Genomic DNA, 20,842 nt, shown 5'->3' with positions numbered 1-20,842 from the left:
GCCACACGTGCCTTCTGGACGAGAGCTGTCTCGGGAATTTGTCGTCTGCCCATGAGAATTGTCGCGATTTGTCGCGACATGGACGGCGATGATAATGGGAAGTGGAGCGGGTAGCGGGGATCGAACCCGCATCACAAGCTTGGAAGGCTAGTGCTCTACCATTGAGCTATACCCGCGCGCCTGCTCCGCCAATGCCATCGGCCAGGTATGATCGTCAACTGCCGGCTTCAGTTCAAGGTGGACTGGCACAGGAGGGCACCCCCAAGCTATCGACCGCGGATGAGCCTTCCTCCACCCCTCGACTGGCGCGAAGCCGCAATCGGCCCCGGGCCGGACGTGCCGATGGACCGGCGCGTGACCCGCGACAATTGGCGTCGGTGGCCCTTCACACGCTGGGCGTTCCAGCATGCGCGCGAACTGGTGCCCTCGCGGGCGCTGCCGCGGGCGGAGCAGCCGGCACCGTTGATGGAGCGGCCGATCGATACCGCGACGCTCAGTATCGAGGATGGCGAGGGCGGGCAGCTCGATTTCGACGGCTTTCTGGAGCGCGCCTATGCCGATGCGCTGATCATCCTCCATCGCGGGGCCGTCCTGGTCGAGCATTATGCCAACGGGATGACGCCGGCGACGCCGCACATGGCCTTCTCGATCACCAAGTCGCTGATCGGTCTCGTCGCCGAGCGGCTGATCGCGGCCGGCGCGCTTGATCCCGATCTCCGCGCAGGCGATGTCGTGCCCGAATTGCGGCCGAGCGGATTCGCCGGCGCCACGCTGCGGCAGTTGCTCGACATGACCGATGGCGCCGCGTTCGACGAGGATTATGCCAATCCCGACGCCGACGTGCATCGCTACTCCGCCGCCTATTGGACGCCGGCGGCCGGCCATGGCGGTGTGCTTGCCGCGTTGCCGGGACTGGTCGGCAGCGATGCACCGCCGGGGCAGAGCTTTCGCTATCGCACGCCGGTGGGCGACGTCGTCGGCTGGATGCTGCGCCGCGCGACCGGCAAGGCGCTGGCGATGCTGGTTGCCGAGCAGATATGGCTGCCCGCCGGTTGCGGGGACGAGGCCTATATGCTGGTCGATACTGCCGGCATGGAGATTGCCGGCACCGGCTTCAACGCCACCGCGCAGGATCTTGCCCGGCTCGCGCTCTGGCTGATGGCGCCGAGCCAGCGCGCGCTGGTCGAGCGCTTGCTGGCCGGTGGCGACCGGGCGTTGTGGGCCGCCGCGATGCCGCCGCGTCCGGCGAACGGATCCTATCGCAGCTTCTGGTGGATCGATCATGCCGCGACGCCGGCGCTCGCCGCCAACGGCGTCTACGGCCAGCGGCTGTGGATCGCGCCGGACGAGTCGCTGGCGGTGATCGCGTTCGGATCGCACCCGATCGTCAGCAACCGCTTCACCGATTCGCTCTATGACGGGCTGTTCAAGTCATTGCTGGATCATCTTTCCGAATAGACCTGATCGCTGCTGTCTTTTTCCTGCAACGCGACCGTCATTGCGCTTTCGCCGAACCGGCACATTACGCGTCTCCACTTGCGGGGGATTGACGATGAACGACGCGCCGGCCCGTCAGCTCGATATCCGGCTGGCCGATTGCGCCGCGGACGTCACGGCCGCCCAGCGGCTGCGCTGGGACATCTTCTACGACGATATGGGCGCCACGCCGCCCGCGGGCCTTCCGCACGGGTTGGACGTCGATCCCTATGATGCGATCTGCGATCATCTGCTGGTCGAGGATCATGGCGCGGGTGATCGGCCGATCGTGGTCGGCACCTATCGCCTGCTACGCCAGTCGGTCGCGGAGCGCCACGGCGGCTTCTATGGCGCCGGCGAGTATGCGCTGGACGCGATCCGCCGCGATGCCCAGCGCGATGGCCGCGAGCTGCTGGAACTCGGCCGGTCCTGCGTTGCGCCCGCCTATCGCGACGCGGGCACCATCCAATTGCTCTGGCGCGGCATCGCGCGCTACCTCGCGGAGCATAATATCGGCCGGATGTTCGGCTGCGCGAGCTTTCCCGGCACCGATCCGCAAGCCCATGCCGCCCCGCTTTCCTACCTGTTCCACAACCATCTCTCGCCCGCGCAGATCCGGGTGACAGCGCTGCCCGCGCTGCACGCCGAGATGGGGCTGCTGCCGGTAGGCGGCTATGACCAGCGGCAGGCGATGCGGCTGCTGCCGCCGCTCATCAAGGGCTATCTCCGCGTCGGCGCGACGGTGGGCGACGGCGCGGTGATCGACCATCGTTTCAACACCGTCGACGTATTCATGTCCGTGCCCGTCGAGGCGATCGCGGCGCGCTATCTCGGCCGGTTCGGCGCGGTCGCCGCGGCATAGGCCGCCGCCACCGCGCCATGCGCGGCCTGCGCCAGCGCCTTTCGGTCGGCAGTGGGGGCCAGCGGCTCCAGCAGCGTCAGCAACGCGCGCGTCCGCTTACGCGCGACGGCGTTGACCGAGGACAGCAACGGATCGTCACCGATCCATGCTACCTCGCGCAGCCGTTCGGGTGAGAGCGGCGTGCCATCCTCAGCCTGCCAGGCGATCGCCACCGGCTGGACCCGCGCTGCGGCGTCCGCCGCGGCGAACAGGCTCGACCGGAAGGGCAGCACGCTCAGTCCGTCCGACGTCGTCCCCTCGGCGAACAGCATGACATCGCCACCCGCGCGCAGCCGCTCGCGGATCGCCTCCGCCTGCGCACCGGTCTCGCCGCGCCGTTCGCGCGCGACGAAGATCGTGCCGACCCGCGCCGCCATCCGCCCGATCACCGGCCAGGTGCCGACTTCCGCCTTGGCGACGAAGGCGACGCCGAGTGCTCCGCCATAGACCGGGATGTCTGCCCAGCTGATATGGTTGGAGACGAACAAGGTCCCGCCATGCACAGGCTGGCCGGAAACGACGGTGCGAATGCCGCAGCCACGCGCGAGCGCGCCGAGCCCCGCGCGCTCATGACGCCGTGCGCGCGGCGACGCCGGCGCGGCCGCCAGCCACAGCGGCACGCGTGCCACGACTGCGGCAACGCCGCCCAATGGTCCCAACCATCCTCTCATCCCGGCGCCGCGGCTCAGAATTCGATGTCGAGCTCTTCCATTTCCTCGGCTTCGGCGCGCGCCGCATCCACCCATTCGCGCATCGGCGCCCAATCGTCGATGGTCGCGCAATAGGCGGCGGTCGAAGGCTTCATCTCGACCGCATAGCTGAGGAAACGGCGGGTCACCGGCGCGAACATCGCATCCGCGACCGTCGGCGCGGCACCGAACAGATAGGGGCCGCCATAACGATCAAGACATTCCGCCCAGATCGTTTCGATTCGTTCGATATCCGGCCGGGCGCCGGTGAAGATATGGAACCGGTCGTGCTGCGCGCGCAGGTTCATCGGCAGCGCTGAGCGCAGATGATGGAAGCCCGAATGGATTTCTCCCGAGATCGAGCGGCAGTGCGCGCGAATGACGCGATCCTCCGGATACATGCCGGCATCGGGATAACAATCGTTGAGATACTCGGCGATAGCCAACGTATCCCACACGCTCGCTCCTTCATGCGTCAGCCGCGGCACGAGTACCGAGGGCGAGAGGAGCAGCAGTTCGGCGCGATTCTCGGGATCGTCGAACTTCACCACCTGCTCGTCCACCTCGAGCCCGGCGAGCTTGCACAGCAGCCAGCCGCGCAGCGACCAGCTCGAATAATTCTTGCTGGAGATCGTCAACACCGCGCCGGCCATCAAACACCCCCGATCGGTTGCACCGCGCAATGAAAGTCATGGCGTGTCGCATCGATACATGCATATTCCCAAGGGTCAAAGAAGGTCCGGGGGGACGTTCTGCGGGTGGGAACGCTAAGCCGATGATGTACCACGCCTACCAGGCGACCAACGATCTTCTCGAGCCCGTTCGAATCGGCGCCCGTGCAATGTTGAAACTGCGCGATGCGATGGGCGAGGCCGCCGGTGGGGACTGGGGCCGGCGAGTCTTCGCGCTGGCCGATCTCACCGCGAACACGCGGGTTACTCACCACCGCCCCCCGTTCGGCATCGATGCGGTGATGGTCGGCAACCGACTGGTCGACGTGCGCGAGGAAGTCGCGCTGTCGCTGCCCTTCGGCACCTTGCTTCACTTCGCCAAGGATGATGCGCCGCCGCAGCCTAAGATGCTGGTGGTCGCGCCGCTCTCCGGCCATTTCGCAACATTGCTTGCGCAGACCGTCGCGGTGCTCTCACGCGACCATGACGTCTATGTCACCGACTGGAAGAACGCGCGCGACGTGCCGCTGAGCGCCGGCGCGTTCGGCTTCGACGATTATGTCGCCTATTGCATGCGATTCATGGAGGAAATCGGCCCGCGCGCGCACATGTTCGCGGTATGCCAGCCTTGTGTGCCGGCACTGGTGGCGGCCGCCCTGCTCGCGCAGGATCGCAGCCCTGCGCAGCCGAAGTCGCTGACGTTGATGGGCGGACCGGTCGATACCCGCATCTCGCCGACCGTGGTCAACGCACTGGCCACGCAGCATTCGATCCACTGGTTCGAGGCCAACCTGATCTCGCACGTGCCGTTCGGCCATGCCGGATGGGGCCGCCGCGTCTATCCCGGTTTCCTCCAGCTCACCGCCTTCATGTCGATGAACATGAGCCGCCATTTCGGCCAGCATCGCGCCTATTACCAGCTTCTCGCCGACGGGCGGGATGCCGAGGCGAAAAAGATCCGCGAATTCTACGACGAATATTATGCGGTTCTGGACCTGACGGCCGAATTCTATCTGGAGACGGTGGAGCGCGTGTTTCAGAAGGCCGAGCTCGCTGCCGGCGCCATGTACTGGCGCGGTCGCAAGGTGGATTGCGGCGCGATTACCCGCACCGCGCTGTTGACGGTGGAAGGCGAGCGCGACGATATTTGCGCGGTGGGGCAGACCGCGGCGGCGCACGACCTGTGCACCTCGCTGCGCCCGCATCTGCGGCGCCACCATCTGCAGCCCGGCGTCGGCCACTACGGCCTGTTCTCCGGCCGCCGGTGGGAGAAGGAAGTTTATCCGCAGGTAAAGAATCTGGTGCTCGCGACCGCCTGAAAGCAGGCGGATTAGCCGAAAAAGACGGTTTGCCCGTCCCTGCGGTTCCGCTAGAGGCCACCCTTTCCCGTTTCCGGGGGGAGGAGACTATCATGACCGCGGCACCGCTGGTCGGCATCATCATGGGCAGTCGCAGCGACTGGGAGACCATGCGCCATGCCGCCGAGACGCTCGAGGCGCTCGGCGTGCCGCACGAATGCCGCGTGGTTTCCGCGCATCGCACCCCCGACCGGCTCTATGATTATGCGCACAGCGCCGCGGGCCGCGGCCTTAAGGTGGTGATCGCTGGCGCCGGCGGTGCCGCGCACCTGCCGGGGATGACTGCGGCGATGACCGCGCTGCCGGTACTCGGCGTGCCGGTGGAATCCAAGGCGCTGAGCGGCATGGACAGCCTGTTGTCGATCGTCCAGATGCCCGCCGGCATTCCCGTCGGCACTCTCGCGATCGGCCGCGCCGGCGCGGTCAATGCCGGGCTGCTCGCCGCCGCGATCCTCGCCACCACCGACGAGGCGCTGTCGGCCCGACTTGCCGAATGGCGCGCCCGCCAGACCGCCGAGGTCGGCGAAGAACCGGCATGAAGACGATCCCGCCCGGCTCGACGATCGGCATCCTCGGCGGCGGCCAGCTCGGCCGTATGCTGGCGATCGCCGCCGCGCAGCTCGGCTATCGCTGCCACATCTACGCGCCCGAGACGAGCGGCCCGGCGGCCGACGTCGCGCCGCTGTGGACGCAGGGTGCCTATGACGATGTCGAGGCGCTGGCGCGCTTTGCCGAGGCGGTCGACGTCGTCACCTATGAATTCGAGAATGTCGACGCGGACCCGCTGGAGACGATCGCCGCGCGCGTGCCTATCGCACCCTCGCTGACAGCGCTCAGCATCGCGCAGGATCGCATCGCGGAGAAGAGCTTCATCGAGGCGCTGGGTGGCCACCCAGCCCCATGGCGCCCGGTGCGTTCCGCCAAGGATCTCAAGGCGGCGATCGACGCGCTCGGCGCCCCCGCGATCCTCAAGACCGCGCGGTTCGGCTATGACGGCAAGGGCCAGGCCCGCATCTGGAATGTCGACGAGGCCGACGCGGCGTGGACCGAGATCGGCCGGCAGGACGCGGTGCTGGAAGGCTTCGTCCATTTTGACCAGGAATTCTCGGTGATCCTCGCGCGCGGGGCCGATGGCGCCGCGGTGGTGTGGGATTGCGCCGACAACCGCCACAAGGACGGCATTCTCGACCGCTCGACCGTGCCCGCCGGCGGCGCCATCGCAGCGCAGCAGGAAGAGGCCCGCGCGCTGGCGCTGGCGGTCGCCGAGGCGCTCGACCATGTCGGCGTGCTGACGCTTGAATTCTTCGCCGGCGCGAACGGCCCGGTGTTCAACGAGATGGCGCCGCGCGTCCACAACAGTGGCCACTGGACGATCGAGGGCGCGACCACTTCGCAGTTCGAGAACCATATCCGCGCAGTCTGCGGCCTGCCGCTTGGTTCCACCGCGCGCATCGCCGAACAAGTGGAGATGGTGAACCTGATCGGCGAGGACGCCGCAGGCTGGCCGGACATCCTGAAAGACCCGACCGCGCATCTGCACCTGTACGGCAAGCACGAGGCGCGGCCGGGGCGCAAGATGGGGCATGTGACGAGGCTGGGGTAGTCCCCCTCCCGCTTGCGGGAGGGGTTAGGGGAGGGCATGTCCACGCCGCTCCCCAATTTCAGGACAGGCCCTTCCCCGGCCCCTCCCGCAAGCGGCAGGGGAGAAGAAAGTTCACCGCCCCAGCAGCACCCTCGCCTGCCCGGCGATCTGCGCCAGCATCGACGCATTGGGCGCCGCAGACTGCCGCGCGCGATCGACCACGCCGCGGAACTGCGCCACGCGCGGGGCCTGCGTCGCCAGCCAGCTTTCGACCTGCTCCTGCGGATCGCCCTCGCCGCGGGCGAGGAAATCCAGCCGCATCTGCTGAAAATCGCGCGCGAGGCTTGAGGTCAGCAGGCGTTCCCACGGGTCGACCGGGGTCAGGCGGATGGCGTTGGCTTGTGCCCAGTCCAGCCCCAACGCCTCGCCGACCCGGGTGAAGGCGCCGGTCAGCACATCCTCCTTCACGCCCTTGCGCGCGGCGAGCGCCGCCAGGCCGACCGCACCGTCCAGCTCGAAAAGCCGGATCACGCGCTCCACCAGCCGCTTGGGCGCACCGGTGCGCATCAGCCGCTGGCCGAGCGCGCGGGCCTGCTGCTTGCCCTCCGCAAGGAGCAGCTTGTCCACCGCTGCGTCGAGCCGCGACACGCCCGGATCGAGCAGCGCGATCAGCTCGCCCGGCTGCTGACCGGCCGAGGCGGTGCGCAGCAGATCCGCAATGTGCGAGCGGAGCGCGAGCGAGGCGAAGTCGAACAAGGTCAGCCGGCCCGGCTCGTCGATCTCGGCATCGTCGATCGCATCCCACAGCCCACGCATGTCGAACAGCCGCTCCGCCGTGACGAACATCGTGGCGATGTCGCCCAGCGAGGCACCTTCCTCTTCCGCCAGTTCGAACGGGTGGATCAGCCCCAGCCGGTTGACGATGCGGTTGGCGATCTTCGTCGCGAGGATCTGGCGACGGAGCTGGTGGCTCTCGATCGCGGCACGCCATTTCTTGCGCATCTCGGGCGGGAAGGCCGCGGCGAGATCGTCGAGCAGCAGCGGATCGTCGGGCAGGGCGCTCGCCTCGATCGCATCCTGCAGCGCCAGCTTGGCGGTGGACAGCAGCACCGCAAGTTCGGGCCGGGTGAGGCCGTGACCGTCCTGTGCGCGGCGGAGCAGCTCGTCGTTCGGCGCGAGCCCTTCCACCGCCCGGTCGAGCCGACCGGTCGCTTCGAACGTCTCGATCAGCCGCACGTGCGACGGCAAGGCCGCAGCGCCCGCCGCCTCGGCGATCGACAGGCCCAAGGTCTGCATGCGATTGTCTTCGAGCACCAGTTCGGCGACATCGTCGGTCATCCGCACCAGCAGCGCATCGCGCTTCGCCTGGGTCAGCCGGCCCTCGATCATCTCGCGGTTGAGCGCGATCTTGATGTTCACCTCATTGTCCGAACAGTCGACGCCGGCCGAATTGTCGATGAAGTCGGTGTTGATACGCCCGCCATGCTCGGCAAAGGCGATGCGGCCCGCCTGGGTGACGCCCAGATTGGCACCCTCCCCGATCGCCTTCGCACGCACATCCTCGGCGTTGACTCGCAGCCGGTCGTTGGCGGGATCGCCGACCTCGGCATTGTTCTGCGACGCCGCCTTCACATAAGTGCCGATGCCGCCGAACCACAGCAGGTCGACCTTGGCCTTGAGGATCGCGGTGATCAGCGACCCCGGATCGATCTCCTTGGCGTCGATGCCGAGCAGCGCCTTCACTTCCTTGCTGAGCTTGATCGTCTTGGCGGTGCGCGGGAATACGCCGCCGCCCTTCGAGATCAGCTTGGCATCATAATCCGCCCAGCTCGACCGCGGCAGGGCGAACATCCGCTCGCGTTCCGCCCAGCTCGCTTCCGGATTGTTGGGATTGGGATCGAGGAAGATGTGGCGATGGTCGAACGCCGCGACCAGCCGGATCGTCTTCGACAGCAGCATGCCGTTGCCGAACACGTCCCCCGACATGTCGCCGCAGCCCGCCACCGTGACCGGCTGGGTCTGCACGTCGGTGCCCATCTCGCGAAAATGGCGCTGCACCGAGATCCAGGCGCCGCGCGCGGTGATGCCCATCGCCTTGTGGTCATAGCCCTGGCTGCCGCCGCTGGCGAAGGCGTCGCCCAGCCAGAAGCCGCGTTCCAGCGCGATCGCATTGGCCACGTCGGAGAAGCTAGCGGTGCCCTTGTCGGCGGCGACGACGAAATACGGATCGTCGCCGTCGCGGATCACGACCTTGTCGGGATGCTTGACGGCGCCCTTCACGATATTGTCGGTCACTGACAGCAGCGCGCGGATGAAGATGCGGTAGCTCTCCGTGCCTTCCGCAAGCCACGCCTCGCGGTTGGCGGGATCGGGCAGCGCCTTGGGGAAGAAGCCGCCCTTCGCACCGGTCGGCACGATCACCGCATTCTTCACGCGCTGCGCCTTCATCAGACCCAGGATTTCGGTGCGATAATCGTCGCGCCGATCTGACCAGCGCAGGCCGCCGCGGGCAACCGGGCCGGCGCGCAGGTGGATGCCCTCCACCCGCGCCGAATAGACGAAGATCTCGCGCCAAGGCAGCGGTGCCGGCAGCCCCGGCACCTTGGCGCTGTCGATCTTGAACGCCAGCGCCTCGCGGGATGCCGGTGAGAAGGCGTTGGTCCGCAACGTCGCCTCGACCAGCGCGGTCAGCAGCCGGAGGATGCGGTCGTCGTCGATCGCCGAGACATCGTCGAGCCCGCGCTCGATCGTCCGCCGCGCGGCTTCCGCGTCACTTTCCGATTTCGCAGTGCGCGCCGGATCGTGCAGCGCATCGAACAGGCCAACGATCGCCGCGGCGATCACGGGCGCGCGGCGCAACGCCTCGACCACGGTGACCATGCCATAGGATTGCCCGGTCTGGCGCAGATAGCGGAACCAGGCGCGCAGCAGGTTGGCGCCGCGCGGATCCAGCCCGGCGGCGGTGACCAGCGCGTTGAACGGATCATTCTCGGTCACGCCTGCAATGACGTTTGCGATGGCAGGTTCGACCACCTTCGCGCGGGCGATCAGCGCCGCGGCATTGCCGCCCGGCGCTTCGAGCAGGAAATCATGGATATGGCCGAGCGCGCCGCCCTCGAGCGGGGTGGCGCGCTCCTCGATCACACGGAACGCGAAATTTTCCAGCGCCGGCACCGCATCCGACAGCGGGATCGATCCGCCCGTGCCATAGATCTTCAGGCGCAGCCGCGTCGCGCCATCCTCTGCACGGGCATAAAGCCGCGCGCCGCGTGCCTGTTCATTCTCCAGCCCGTTCAGCCGCACCACATCAAGCGCGGCTTCCTCGGGCCCGTAGAACTGGCGATAGGGCACAGGGAAGGCGGTGCCGTAGCGCAAGGTGAGACGCGCGGCGCGACCGGCCTCGATGCTCTCGGTCAGCGCTGCTTCCAGCGCCGGACCCCAGCCGCGGACCATGAGTTCGAGCCGTGCATCCAGCGCCGCCTCATCGGGCAAGGTGCCCTCGCGCAGGTCGATCGTATAGCGGATCAGGCACATGCCGCCCTCTTCGAGCGCCAGCGACCAGTTGAGCACCTCTCCATTCGCCGCCTCGCGCAGCATCTCGCCGATCGCGACGCGCCGCGCGGTCGAGAGATCGTCACGCGGCAGCCAGGCGAAGACATAGAGATGGCGACCGAGCGGGCTTGGCACCTGCACCAGCTTGGGCCGCGGCCGATCGACCAGCGACATCGCGGTAAGCGCGACATGTTCCAGCGCCGCCGGGGTAAACGCGACCACGAGGTCGTGCGGCAGGGAGGTAAGCGTATGTTCGAGCGCCTTCGCGTTGTGGCCGCCGGCATCGAAGCCCAGCTTGTGCTGCAAATCCGCCAGCCGCATGCGCAGCAGCGGGATCGCGCTGGCGCGCGCGGCCAGCGCGGCGCTGGTCCAGAGCCCTGCGTGGATCGAGAGCGCCACCGTCTTCCCCGCATCGCGCTTGGGCACGATGATCAGGTCGAGCGGGGTGCGGCGGTGAACGGTCGCGATCCGGTTGGATTTCAGGATCAGCGGCCCGGCATTGCCGGCGTCGAACCAGGCGAAAGCGGCCGCCAGCGACATGTCTGCAAGCATCGGCGGCGTCGCCTTGCGCGACAGGCCGAGCTGGTCGCTCGCCTTGCCTCCGCGCGAGCGGACTTCGTGGCCGAGCAAGGTGAAATGACGTTCGAGCAGCCAGGTGATGAAGGCCGCGCCCTCGGCATCCTCTTCCTCAAAAGCCTCGGCATCGGCGCGCATTGCCGCCTGCATCACCGGCCAGTCGGTGACGGCGGCGCGGACGTCCACCAGCACGATCTCGATCTCGCTCGTCAGCGCGCGGCGGGCCCGGGCATCGGCTCGGGCGATCTCCAGATAGATGATCGACTCATCGGCGCCGCCAGCGCCCTCTGCCGCCTTGCCCAGCGCCACCAGATGGCCGCCGCCATCGCGCGACACAGCCAGCACCGGATGCAGCACGCGGTGTATGTCGAGCCCGTGCGCGGCGATCGCGCCCGCCACCGAATCGACGAGGAAGGGCTTGTCGCGGTTGACGATCGCCATGCGCATCACGCGCTGGCCATCTTCCGTCACCGATTCCAGCTTGATCGCAGGATGATCAGGCGCACGTTCCATGAGCAGCGGGGCGACAAAATCGGCGGCGGCTTCGCGGCGGGCGCCGGTGAACCCCTCAAGCTCGCTGGGCAGCGCGGTCGCCGTCAATTCCTTCGCAAGCAGCTTCGCCACCTGCTTTTCGCTCAACTGCTGAGGGTCGCGGAGGGTCGCCATCAATGTCTCACCTGCATAATGGTCGCGTCGCCCTCTTCGTGGAGCGGCGCTTTGTCTGGGCGGGGATATGCGCCTTGGCACGCACCACCTCAACCCCACCGCGCGACCATCGCACCGCGCCGCTCCACTCAACCCAACTCGACCAAAGGGTTGTTTCCTGAAAGCCAAGCTGCGGTTATCGAGGTGAGATGACGTCGTGCCAATGCGATGTGCCACGTGGATGCTTGCTTCGGCATCGCCCGCGACTGAAAGTAGCGTAATTATGAACCGATCCAGTAACCTTGCGGCAACGCACCCGGCCGGGCCCTACCGCGGATGACCGTCTCCGCGCTGAGCCTGCTCGTCGCCTCCACGGCGATGCCCATGCCCCAGGCCGCGGCCCTGCCGGAGCCGATCATCTACCAGCAGCAGGCGCCGGCCCCCGCGCCTCCGCCGGGCACCGGGGTGACCGATCCACCCGCTCAGCCGACCACCACGGCACCGCCACCGTCCGACACCGCAGGGGCACCGCCGCCGCCCGATGGCGACGATATCGTCGTCACCGGCGAATCGGGGCCGCCGCCCGGCGATCCCATGGAGAAGATCAACGAAAAGTCGTTCGAGGCGGTCCAGGCGGTCGACAAGGCCGTGGTCGGCCCCATGGCCAACACCTACAAGGAAGCGGTACCGAGCCCAGTGCGCAAAGGGTTGCGCAACTTTCTCAGCAATCTGGGCGAGCCGGTCAACGCGCTGAACTTCCTGCTGCAGTTGAAGCCCGGCAAGGCCGCCGAAACCGTCGGCCGCTTCGCGATCAACACGACCGTGGGCGTGGCAGGGATCGTCGACGTCGCCAAGAAAAAGCCGTTCAACCTGCCGCGGCGGACCAACGGCTTCGCCAATACGATGGGCTATTACGGCATCGGCCCCGGCCCCTATTTCTATCTGCCGCTGGTGGGCCCGACGACCTTGCGCGATGCGCTGGGTGACGGGCTCGACCGCCTGGTGCTGCCGCTTGCGGTCGGCAACCCGTTCAACAATCCCGCCTATGTTATCCCGGCCAAGGTGATCGACTCGCTCGACCAGCGCGCCGAATATGATGCCGAGGTGAAGAAGATCCGCGCTCAGACCAATCCCTACGCGGCGGTGCGCAACGTCTATCTTTGCCGTCGCGAGGCGGAAATCGAGGCGTTGCACGGCCGCGAACCGGAACGCTGCGAGATCGATCCCGCAGCGTCGGACGAGGACGAAGCGCCGCCGCCGGCGGCCGAGCCGCCCGCGGCAATCCCGCCGGGCGGTGCCGCGCCAGAAGCCGACTGAGGCAGTAAACCCTCAGTCGCTGGCGAAGGCGAACGGCGTGAGACCCTTCTCGCGATCCGCCATCAGCACCGCGCGGCCTGCGGGGGCGGCCGAGCGCTGCGGGCAATCCGGACGGGTGCAGGCGCGGCAGCCGAGGCCGATCGGCGTCGCATCCGGCCCGCCAAGATCGATGCCGCGCGCATAGATCAGCGCCGCGGCATGTTCCCCGGCGACGCCGAGCCCGATCGCGAATTCCGCGCGGATCCCCAGCGGCGACCGCGCCGGCGGCTGCACAGTGCGCGTGATCGTCAGCCAGCGGCTGCCATCCTCCAGCGCGACGAGCTGGCGATGCATCGTGCCGGGGCGTTCGAGCGCGCGATGCACATCCCAGAGCGGGCAGCGCCCGGCGGCCTCGACCAGCGCGGCGTTGCTGGCACCCGAATAGCGTTTGGAAACCTGCCCGGCGCGGTCGATCCTGACCATGAAGAAGGGCAGTCCGCGCGCACCGACGCGCTGCAAGGTGGTGAGCCGGTGCGCGACCATCTCGAAGCCCGCGCCGAAGCGGCGCTGGAGCAGTTCGACATCATAGCCGCTGGCCTCGCAAGCGCGAAGGAAGCGGGCATAGGGCATCATCAGCGCGGCGGCGAAATAGCCGTTGAGGTGGCGGCGGAACAGCCGCTCGGCAAGCGGATCGGCGAAGCCGGCGCCCTTCACCAGCCCGTCGATCTCGGCCCTCGCCTCAAGCTGTGCGAGCTGGAAGCTCGCCTGGAAGGTGCGCGAAGCCGGATCGAGCATCTCCGAAAGCTGGAGCTGGCGGGCGTGGAGATCCAGACGGCGCAGGCGATCGGGCATCACGTCGCTGGGCAATATGCGGATCGCGATCTGGTGCTTCACCCGCAGCCGCTCGGCCACCGCGTTGTAGAGATCGCCGGTCACGAGGCGCAGCTCGTCGGCCAGCGCTTCGGCGGCGGAATCGAGATCGGCGAAATGATTGCGCCACCGCTCGATCTCGCGACGGGCGAGCGATACCGCCTCGCCCTCGTCGGAGGCGCCGACCGGTCCGCCGCCGGCCGCCAGCCGATCGAACACGCGCGCGAACGCCTCGGCGGCGCCGGGGGCCGCGGCCAGCCATTCCTCAAGCTCGGTGCGATCGACGCTGAGATCGGCGAACATCGGATCGGCGAGCCGCTTGCGCAGCGCATCGGCGCCGCCGCCGGGCTCGTCGCCGGCGAAGGCGCGCGGATCGAAATCGAAGCGTGCGGCGAGCCGCAACAGGATCGCCGCAGTCAACGGCCGCTGGTTGCGCTCGATGAGATTGAGATAGCTCGGCGAAATCTCTAGCATCTCGGCAAGCTGGGCCTGGGTGAGCCCCGCTCCGCGGCGCAGACGCCGCACCTGATGCCCTGCGAAAACCTTCCTCTCAGCCATCGGCTGCGTGTAAATTCATTTACAACATGACTCAATGGATGATGCGCGTCAGGCACGCGATGACATCGTCGCCACGCGCATGCCCCTTCGCGCCGGCACGCCCCAGCTCTAGGCAGTCCTTAAGGATATGGCGTTCGCGGTGCTGTCGCGCAGTAGACAGAAGTCGAAGGCCATGGCGTGTATAAATGCACGGCCCAACGAGTTTCCTGGGGAGGAAAGCGCGCCCGCCGGCGGTTCAGCCGGCGGGCGTCATGCTATTGGAAGCGATAGACGACGCTGAAGCCGATATGGTCGGACAGCATCTTGGCTCCCTTCGGATCGCGGGTGAACAACACCTCGCGCGAGGCCGGGCGCAGCCGGCTCTCGTCGCTCGGATAAAATTGCCAGTCGTTCGAATGGATCAACGGCACATTGGAGGCGATGGCGAGATCACCACGGCAGCTCGCTTCGTCGCTGCGGCACAAGGCCGCATATTTGTCGCGCCCCATCGCCGCGGCGGGCTTCATCTTCCAATGGCGGATATAGCCGGCAAGCAATGCTAGCCGACCGGGCGAATGCCCCATGTTGAAATCGCCCGCGACGATCTGGATCGTCCGCCGGAGCCGGCCGCGCCCGCCATCGAGGAAGCGGCCGAGCGCCGCCATCTGCGCCGAGAAGGCGAGGCGGTTTTCCGCCTCTGGCCGCCCCGAAGGGTTGCCGCTGTTGAGGTGCGTCGTGACGATCTCGACCGGATCGGCGACGCCCGGCACTGCCAGCGTCGCGGCGAGTGCGCCCTTGTTGGCGAGGCAGTCATAGCCCGCGCAGGCATCAGCCGGGAAAGCGGTGCTCCGGACTGCGGTGATTCGATAGTCGGACAGGATGACGAGCCCGCTCGACAGCACCGGCCCGATTGTCTCGCCGCGCAGGAACTGGCGCTCGCCGGGCAGCGCGAGCGGCGCCGCAGCCGGGCGCTGCGCACCCGCGCCGGGGCCCAGCGCCTCATAGCGATAGCCGGCGCGCGCCCCGATGGCCCGCGCCTCATCGGTGAAGGCCTCCTGCAGCACCACCACGTCGGGGGCGCGGCCTTCTGCTCGCAGCGTCGCAAGCCGATCGGCGATTTTCGCCAGCGCTTCGGGCCGGCCAGTCGCCAGCGGCCATGGCAGCGCGCCCACATTATAGGTCATGACGTCGATGCGATCGGCCGGTGCCCGATGATCGAGCGCCGGCATAACGACCGTGCCATCGACACCCGCGCGACCGACAGTACCGATCCCAAGCGCGACCGCCGCGAGAAGCCAAAGCTTCGCGTTCATAATCCGCCCTCCTGTTCCGGGGGGCGTGCGTCGAACCGTGACAGCCCGCCCCTCGGGTCCCCACGGCGCCGTTAGCGCATGGGCGCGTCATCGCAGTGACGAACAGGAGTCGCGGGGGTGACTGGGCCATGACTGTTTTAGGGCAATGGCTGCCGACGCGGATCACTGCGCCGTGCGGGCCGGCCCAATACAAGCCGGATCGCCCGGCGCTTGCTTAGCTGAAGAAGTCGAAGTCGGCGGCGGTCAGCCAGCCGTTCACATAATTGGCGTAGAACAGCCCGAACGCCACTGCCGAGACGAGCGTGACGATCAGCACCACCCGCACCGGCCGGAAGTTCGCCGGCGCGCTGTCGGCCTGGCCGGGTATCTTTTCCACGCCCATCTCGTCGGCGGTGCGGACGCCGAAGGGGAGGACGACGAAACCCGTCATCACCCAGAACAGCAGATAGATCGCCAGCGCCGACGAAAACGACATCGCCTCACACCCTGATCAGCAGCACATCCACGATCGGCTTCTTACCGGTCCACTGCGTCGCAACGCGGCGCACCGCGAGACGGATGGTCTCACGCAGCCGATCCTCATTGTTGCCGCCATCGGTCGCGGCCTTGCGCGCGGCATCGGCGGCATCGGCGAGGAAATCCTCGCGGTCCTCTTCCACCGGCACGCCCTGCACGCGCACCTGGGGGTCGCCGGCAACGCGACCCGTGCGATCGAGCGCGACCCCGACCGAGATCTGGCCGTTGAGCATCAGCTTGCGGCGCTCGTTCATCGTGGCACCGCCGGCAGGCAGGATCACGTCGCCGTCCAGTACCAGCCGGCCGACCGGCGCGTGACCGACGATCTCGGGCTCCCCCGGGGCGAGGCGCACGATCTTGCCATTTTCCTGAACCACCGCCTTGGGCACGCCCTGCGAGAGCGCGAAGCGTGCCTGTTCGGCCATGTGGCGGATCTCGCCATGCACCGGCATCACGATCTCGGGCCGGATCCAACCATACATCGCTGCCAGTTCGGGGCGGCCGGGATGGCCGGAGACATGGACATGCGCCTGCCGGTCGGTGATCATCCGCACACCGGCGGCGGCCAGCTTGTTCTGGATGACACCGATCGCCAGCTCGTTGCCCGGAATCTGCTTGGACGAGAAGACGACAAGGTCGCCCGCCTCCAGCTTGATCGGATGCGTATCGCTGGCGATGCGGCCAAGCGCCGCCCGCGGCTCGCCCTGCCCGCCGGTGGCGACGATCATAACCTCGTCGCGCGGCAGCCGCATTGCCTCATCGAAATCGACGACCGGCGGGAAATCGGTGAGATAGCCGACCGACTTGGCGACCTTGAGAATGCGATCGAGCGAGCGCCCCGCGACGCACAACTTGCGGCCGGTATCGCGCGCGACCTGACCCAAGGTCTGCAGCCGCGCCGCGTTGGACGCGAAGGTGGTGACAAGCACCCGCCCCCTGGCGCCGCGGATCACGGCGTCCAGCCCCTCGCGCACTGCGCCTTCGGAGCCCGATGCCTCGGGATTGAACACATTGGTCGAATCGCCGACCAGCGCGAGAATGCCCTTGTCGCCGATCGCGCGCAATTCGTCGGCGGTGGAGGGGGTGCCGAGCTGCGGCGCCTCGTCCAGCTTCCAGTCGCCGGTGTGGAAGATGCGGCCGTGCGGCGTCTCGATCAGCAGCGCATTGCCTTCGGGAATCGAGTGGGCGAGCGGCACATAGGTGAAGCCGAACGGCCCGAGCTGGAAGCTGCCCTCATTCTCGATGATATTGAGTTCGATCTTGTCGGCGATCCCCTCTTCCTCGAGCTTGCCCATGATCAGCCCGGCGGTGAAGGGCGTGGCATAGAGTGGCACGCCGAGATCGAGCGCGAGATAGGGGATGGCGCCGATATGATCCTCATGGCCGTGCGTCAGCACGATGCCGAGGAGGTCGTCGGTACGCTCCTCGATGAATTCGAGGTCGGGCAGGACGATCTCGACGCCGGGCAGGGCGGGGTCCGAGAAGGTGAGGCCGAGATCGACCATCACCCATTTGCCCTGCGTACCATAGAGATTGACGTTCATGCCGATCTCAGCCGAGCCGCCGAGCGCCAGAAAAAGCAGTTCGTCTCCGGGAGTTGTCACGTGTGTTTTTGTTCTTTCATTTGTGGGCCGCGCGGCGGCGGCCGGATTCGCAGGTCAGCGAGCCAGCCTCGCATGCATGATGGCGAGCCCCTGGATGGTGAGGTCGGGCTCGATCGCGTCGAACACCGATGTATGCTGATCGAACAGCGACGCAAGCCCGCCGGTCGAAACCACGGTCACCGGGCGACCGATTTCCGCCCTGATCCGCGCGACCAGCCCCTCGATCATCGCGATATAGCCCCAGTAGACGCCGATCAGCATCTGGTCCTCGGTCGTGCGGCCGACGACGCTCTCGGTTTGCGGCGCGGCGATGGCGATGCGCGGCAGCTTGGCGGCCGCGGCGACCAGCGCGTCGAGCGATAGGTTGATGCCCGGCGCGATGATGCCGCCCTTGTAGGCGCCCTCATAATCGACGACGTCGAAGGTGGTGGCGGTGCCGAAATCGATCACGATCAGGTCGCCGGGGTGGCGGGCATGCGCGGCGATCGTGTTGACGGCGCGATCAGCGCCCACGGTCTGCGGCTCGACCACATCCAGCGCGATGCCCCACTCGACCGGCGCACGGCCGGCGATCAGCGCCTCGGTGCCAAAATATTTGGACGCGAGCACCTGCAGATTGTGCAGCGCGCGCGGCACCACCGTGGCGACGATCACCGCGTCGACATCGGCGCGACGAAACCCTTCGAGTTCGAGAAGTTGGTGCAGCCAGACGGCATATTCGTCGGCGGTGCGGCGCGGATCGGTGGCGATGCGCCAACGCGCGCGGATCTCGCCGCCATCGACCAGCGCGAAAACGACGTTGGTATTCCCCGCGTCGATCGCAAGCAGCATGGCGGCCCCCTCTTTCCGTTTCTGCGCCTTACAGCATGAAGATATCGGCGGCGTGGATCGTTTCCACGCGACCGTCGGGCAGCCTTAGCCGGAGCGCCCCCTCCGCGTCCAATCCCTCGAACAACCCATCATGGACGATGCTGCCGGGAAGGCGCGCCGAGAGCGCGGTGCCGATGGGGTGCGCGCGCTGCAGCCAGCGATCCCGAACCGGGGCCAGCCCTTCGCCACGCCAGCGGCCGAGCCAACGCGCGAAGCTTTCCGCCAGGGTTTCAAGGAAGATCGCCGGGTCCGGCGCAATCCCGCCGATCGCGGCGATGCTGGCCACGGCACGGCCGAGCCCCTCGGGATGATGTGCAAGATTGACGCCGATGCCGACGATCACTGCGTTGCCGCTGCGTTCGAGCAGAATCCCGGAGAGCTTCGCGCCATCGATCAGCAGGTCGTTGGGCCATTTGAGCATGACGCGCCCGGGCAGCCAAACCGCAACCGCATCATCGAGCGCGACCGCGGCGACCATCGCCAGCGTCGCGGCGGTGGGGTCACCGGCGAGCGGGCGAACCAGCGTGCTGGCGTAGAGATTGCCCGGCGGTGAAACCCAGTCCCGCCCCAGCCGCCCGCGGCCGGCCGTCTGGGTGATGGCCCGCAGCCAATGACCTTCGGGCGCGCCGTCAGCGGCGCGGATGACCATGTCGTGATTGGTCGAGGCGGTGGTCTCGACGGTGTCGATCAGCGTGATCATGGGCCGATGTCAGAGCATGTGCCAGGCAGGCGACAGACGATCCTCGGCAGCCATCATCATCTCCTGCTCCATCTCCGTCGCTCGGCGCAGCCGCGCTGTCGCCGCAAAGAACAGAAGAAGCGGGATCGTCGGTCAAGCCCACGATGTCGAAAAATGACGCGTTTTCAGTATTTAGCTCGCGTGCCGGTTGCCCAAGCGACAAGGGGAGCGCGAACCGCGCCCCCCCCCGAAGCTTCAGAACAGTGCCGCCGCCGCGGCGGCCGATGCGGCACCAAGCGCCGGGATCAGCAGATAGCCGAGCGGCGAAACGAACAGCGCCGCGATCGCGATCACGCCACCTTCGACGACGCTCTCGGTCGGGCGGAAGGCTTCGCCCGGCTCGTCGAAATACATCGTCTTCACGATCTTGAGATAATAGAAGGCGCCAATGACCGAGGTCGCGATGCCGATCGCGGCCAGCGGCACCAGATCCGCTGCGACAGCCGCGTCGAACACCAGGAACTTCGGCCAGAAGCCGAACAGCGGCGGAATCCCGGCAAGGCTGAACATGAACATCGCCATCGCCGCCGCCAGTGCCGGCCGCGTACGCGACAGGCCGGACAGGCTGGCGATCGTCTCGACATTGTCGCCGTTCTGGTCGCGCATCTGCAGCACGCACAGGAAGCTGCCGAGCGTCATCGCGACATAGACGGTCATGTAGAACATCACTGAGGCGACACCCTCGGGCGTGCCCGCGGCAAGGCCGATCAGCGCGAAGCCGACATTGTTGATCGACGAATAGGCAAGCAGGCGCTTGATGTTGGTCTGGCCGATCGCGGCGACACCGCCGAGGATCGTCGACGCCAGCGCCGAGAAGATCACGATCTGGCGCCACTGGTCCACACCCGGGCCCATCGCCTCGACCGCAACGCGGACGAAAAGCGCCATCGCGGCGACCTTGGGGGCGCTGGCGAAGAAGGCCGTCACCGGCGTAGGTGCGCCTTCATAGACGTCCGGCGTCCACATGTGGAACGGCACGGCGCTGATCTTAAAGGCGATGCCGGCCAGCACGAACACCAGGCCGAACAGTTCGCCCATCGAGATGCCGTCCGCCATTGCGGCGGCGATGCCATCGAACGACGTGGTCGAAGTGAAGCCGTAGGTCAGCGAGATGCCATAGAGCAGGATGCCCGAGGCCAGCGAACCCAGCACGAAATATTTGAGGCCCGCTTCCGCCGAGCGCGTATCGGTCCGCGCAAAGCTCGCCAGGACATAGGCCGCAAGGCTCTGCAGTTCGAGGCCGACATAGAGCGTCAGCAGGTCCGACGCGGAGACCATCATCCCCATGCCGACCGCCGAGAACAGGATCAGCACCGGATATTCCGCACGGGCGCTGCCGCCGCGCGAGAAATAGGCGGGGGCCACCAGAGCGGTCACTGCCGCCGCGATGTAGATCAGCAGCTTCGCGTAAGCCGCGAAGGCATCGGCGCGATAGAGGCCGCCGAACGCTTCGCCGCCGTCGCCCGCGGGGCCGAGCAGCGCGACGCCGGCGCCAACGAACAGCAACACCGCGAGCCAGCTCAAAGCCCGCGTCGCCCTGTCACCGGCCCATGCCGCGACCAGCATCAGCACGATCCCGCCGATCGACAGGATCAGCTCGGGCAGCGTCATCATCAGGTTGGTTGCGTAGCTCATCGGGCCAAATCA

Annotated in this window: 16 protein-coding genes and 1 tRNA gene; 6 read left to right on the top strand and 11 right to left on the bottom strand. The window is 67.4% G+C overall.

Annotated elements, in window-relative coordinates:
• Positions 1-102: 102 nt before the first annotated feature.
• Positions 103-176 (bottom strand) — tRNA-Gly (locus FHS96_RS11405).
• Between the two features lie 103 nt (positions 177-279).
• Between FHS96_RS11405 and FHS96_RS11400 the strand changes: the two genes are divergently transcribed.
• Entirely contained in the window at positions 280-1,458 is a 1,179-nt protein-coding gene (locus tag FHS96_RS11400) for a serine hydrolase domain-containing protein (RefSeq protein ID WP_429590976.1), read from the top strand.
• A 94-nt stretch (positions 1,459-1,552) separates the two neighbouring features.
• Positions 1,553-2,338: a GNAT family N-acetyltransferase gene (locus FHS96_RS11395; protein WP_429590973.1), complete on the top strand. Its 786-nt coding sequence runs from the start codon at positions 1,553-1,555 to the stop codon at positions 2,336-2,338.
• On the opposite strand, the gene FHS96_RS11390 is transcribed toward FHS96_RS11395, so the two are convergent.
• Entirely contained in the window at positions 2,302-3,036 is a 735-nt protein-coding gene (locus FHS96_RS11390) for a lysophospholipid acyltransferase family protein (protein ID WP_429590970.1), read from the bottom strand. The two genes, FHS96_RS11395 and FHS96_RS11390, sit on opposite strands and share 37 nt — an antisense overlap.
• A gap of 26 nt (positions 3,037-3,062) precedes the next feature.
• Entirely contained in the window at positions 3,063-3,719 is a 657-nt protein-coding gene (locus tag FHS96_RS11385; protein ID WP_429590967.1) for a glutathione S-transferase, read from the bottom strand.
• A 122-nt stretch (positions 3,720-3,841) separates the two neighbouring features.
• Between FHS96_RS11385 and FHS96_RS11380 the strand changes: the two genes are divergently transcribed.
• The 3 genes from FHS96_RS11380 to FHS96_RS11370 all read left to right on the top strand — a co-directional run bounded on the left by FHS96_RS11380 (position 3,842) and on the right by FHS96_RS11370 (position 6,698).
• The gene (locus tag FHS96_RS11380) at positions 3,842-5,056 is read left to right on the top strand and encodes a polyhydroxyalkanoate depolymerase (protein WP_429590963.1); all 1,215 of its coding nucleotides are present in this window, start codon (positions 3,842-3,844) and stop codon (positions 5,054-5,056) included.
• A gap of 92 nt (positions 5,057-5,148) precedes the next feature.
• On the top strand, positions 5,149-5,634 hold the full coding sequence (gene purE, locus FHS96_RS11375) for a 5-(carboxyamino)imidazole ribonucleotide mutase (protein WP_429590960.1): 486 nt from the start codon (positions 5,149-5,151) through the stop codon (positions 5,632-5,634).
• Complete coding sequence (locus FHS96_RS11370; protein ID WP_429590958.1) at positions 5,631-6,698, top strand: 5-(carboxyamino)imidazole ribonucleotide synthase; 1,068 nt, start codon at positions 5,631-5,633, stop codon at positions 6,696-6,698. Before purE ends, FHS96_RS11370 begins: the two co-directional genes overlap by 4 nt.
• A gap of 111 nt (positions 6,699-6,809) precedes the next feature.
• Here the strand turns inward: FHS96_RS11370 and FHS96_RS11365 are convergent, their stop codons facing one another.
• Entirely contained in the window at positions 6,810-11,471 is a 4,662-nt protein-coding gene (locus FHS96_RS11365) for an NAD-glutamate dehydrogenase (protein WP_429590955.1), read from the bottom strand.
• A gap of 315 nt (positions 11,472-11,786) precedes the next feature.
• On the opposite strand from FHS96_RS11365, the gene FHS96_RS11360 reads away from it, so the two are divergent.
• Positions 11,787-12,767 carry an MlaA family lipoprotein gene (locus tag FHS96_RS11360; protein ID WP_429590952.1) on the top strand — a complete coding sequence of 327 codons (981 nt, stop codon included), beginning with the start codon at positions 11,787-11,789 and terminating at the stop codon, positions 12,765-12,767.
• 12 nt (positions 12,768-12,779) lie between these two features.
• Here the strand turns inward: FHS96_RS11360 and FHS96_RS11355 are convergent, their stop codons facing one another.
• The 7 genes from FHS96_RS11355 to nuoN all read right to left on the bottom strand — a co-directional run bounded on the left by FHS96_RS11355 (position 12,780) and on the right by nuoN (position 20,830).
• The gene (locus FHS96_RS11355) at positions 12,780-14,174 is read right to left on the bottom strand and encodes a helix-turn-helix domain-containing protein (protein ID WP_429590949.1); all 1,395 of its coding nucleotides are present in this window, start codon (positions 14,172-14,174) and stop codon (positions 12,780-12,782) included.
• A 254-nt stretch (positions 14,175-14,428) separates the two neighbouring features.
• A complete protein-coding gene (locus FHS96_RS11350; protein WP_429590946.1) occupies positions 14,429-15,466 on the bottom strand; it encodes an endonuclease/exonuclease/phosphatase family protein in 1,038 nt (345 codons plus the stop codon).
• 214 nt (positions 15,467-15,680) lie between these two features.
• Positions 15,681-15,941 (bottom strand): DUF1467 family protein, encoded by a 261-nt coding sequence (locus tag FHS96_RS11345; protein ID WP_429590944.1) that lies wholly within the window; start codon positions 15,939-15,941, stop codon positions 15,681-15,683.
• Positions 15,942-15,945: 4 nt separating this feature from the next.
• On the bottom strand, positions 15,946-17,526 hold the full coding sequence (locus tag FHS96_RS11340) for a ribonuclease J (protein WP_429591776.1): 1,581 nt from the start codon (positions 17,524-17,526) through the stop codon (positions 15,946-15,948).
• Positions 17,527-17,640: 114 nt separating this feature from the next.
• Positions 17,641-18,417 carry a type III pantothenate kinase gene (locus FHS96_RS11335; RefSeq protein WP_429590941.1) on the bottom strand — a complete coding sequence of 259 codons (777 nt, stop codon included), beginning with the start codon at positions 18,415-18,417 and terminating at the stop codon, positions 17,641-17,643.
• Between the two features lie 28 nt (positions 18,418-18,445).
• A complete protein-coding gene (locus FHS96_RS11330; RefSeq protein WP_429590938.1) occupies positions 18,446-19,156 on the bottom strand; it encodes a biotin--[acetyl-CoA-carboxylase] ligase in 711 nt (236 codons plus the stop codon).
• A 234-nt stretch (positions 19,157-19,390) separates the two neighbouring features.
• Positions 19,391-20,830 (bottom strand): NADH-quinone oxidoreductase subunit NuoN, encoded by a 1,440-nt coding sequence (gene nuoN, locus FHS96_RS11325; protein ID WP_429590935.1) that lies wholly within the window; start codon positions 20,828-20,830, stop codon positions 19,391-19,393.
• Positions 20,831-20,842: the final 12 nt, after the last annotated feature.

Source organism: Sphingomonas zeicaulis (assembly GCF_050433225.1).
Classification (GTDB): Bacteria; Pseudomonadota; Alphaproteobacteria; order Sphingomonadales; family Sphingomonadaceae; genus Sphingomonas_D; species Sphingomonas_D zeicaulis.
Note: the sequence above shows the minus strand (reverse complement) of the source record. Positions and strands in the feature narration are given on the sequence as shown.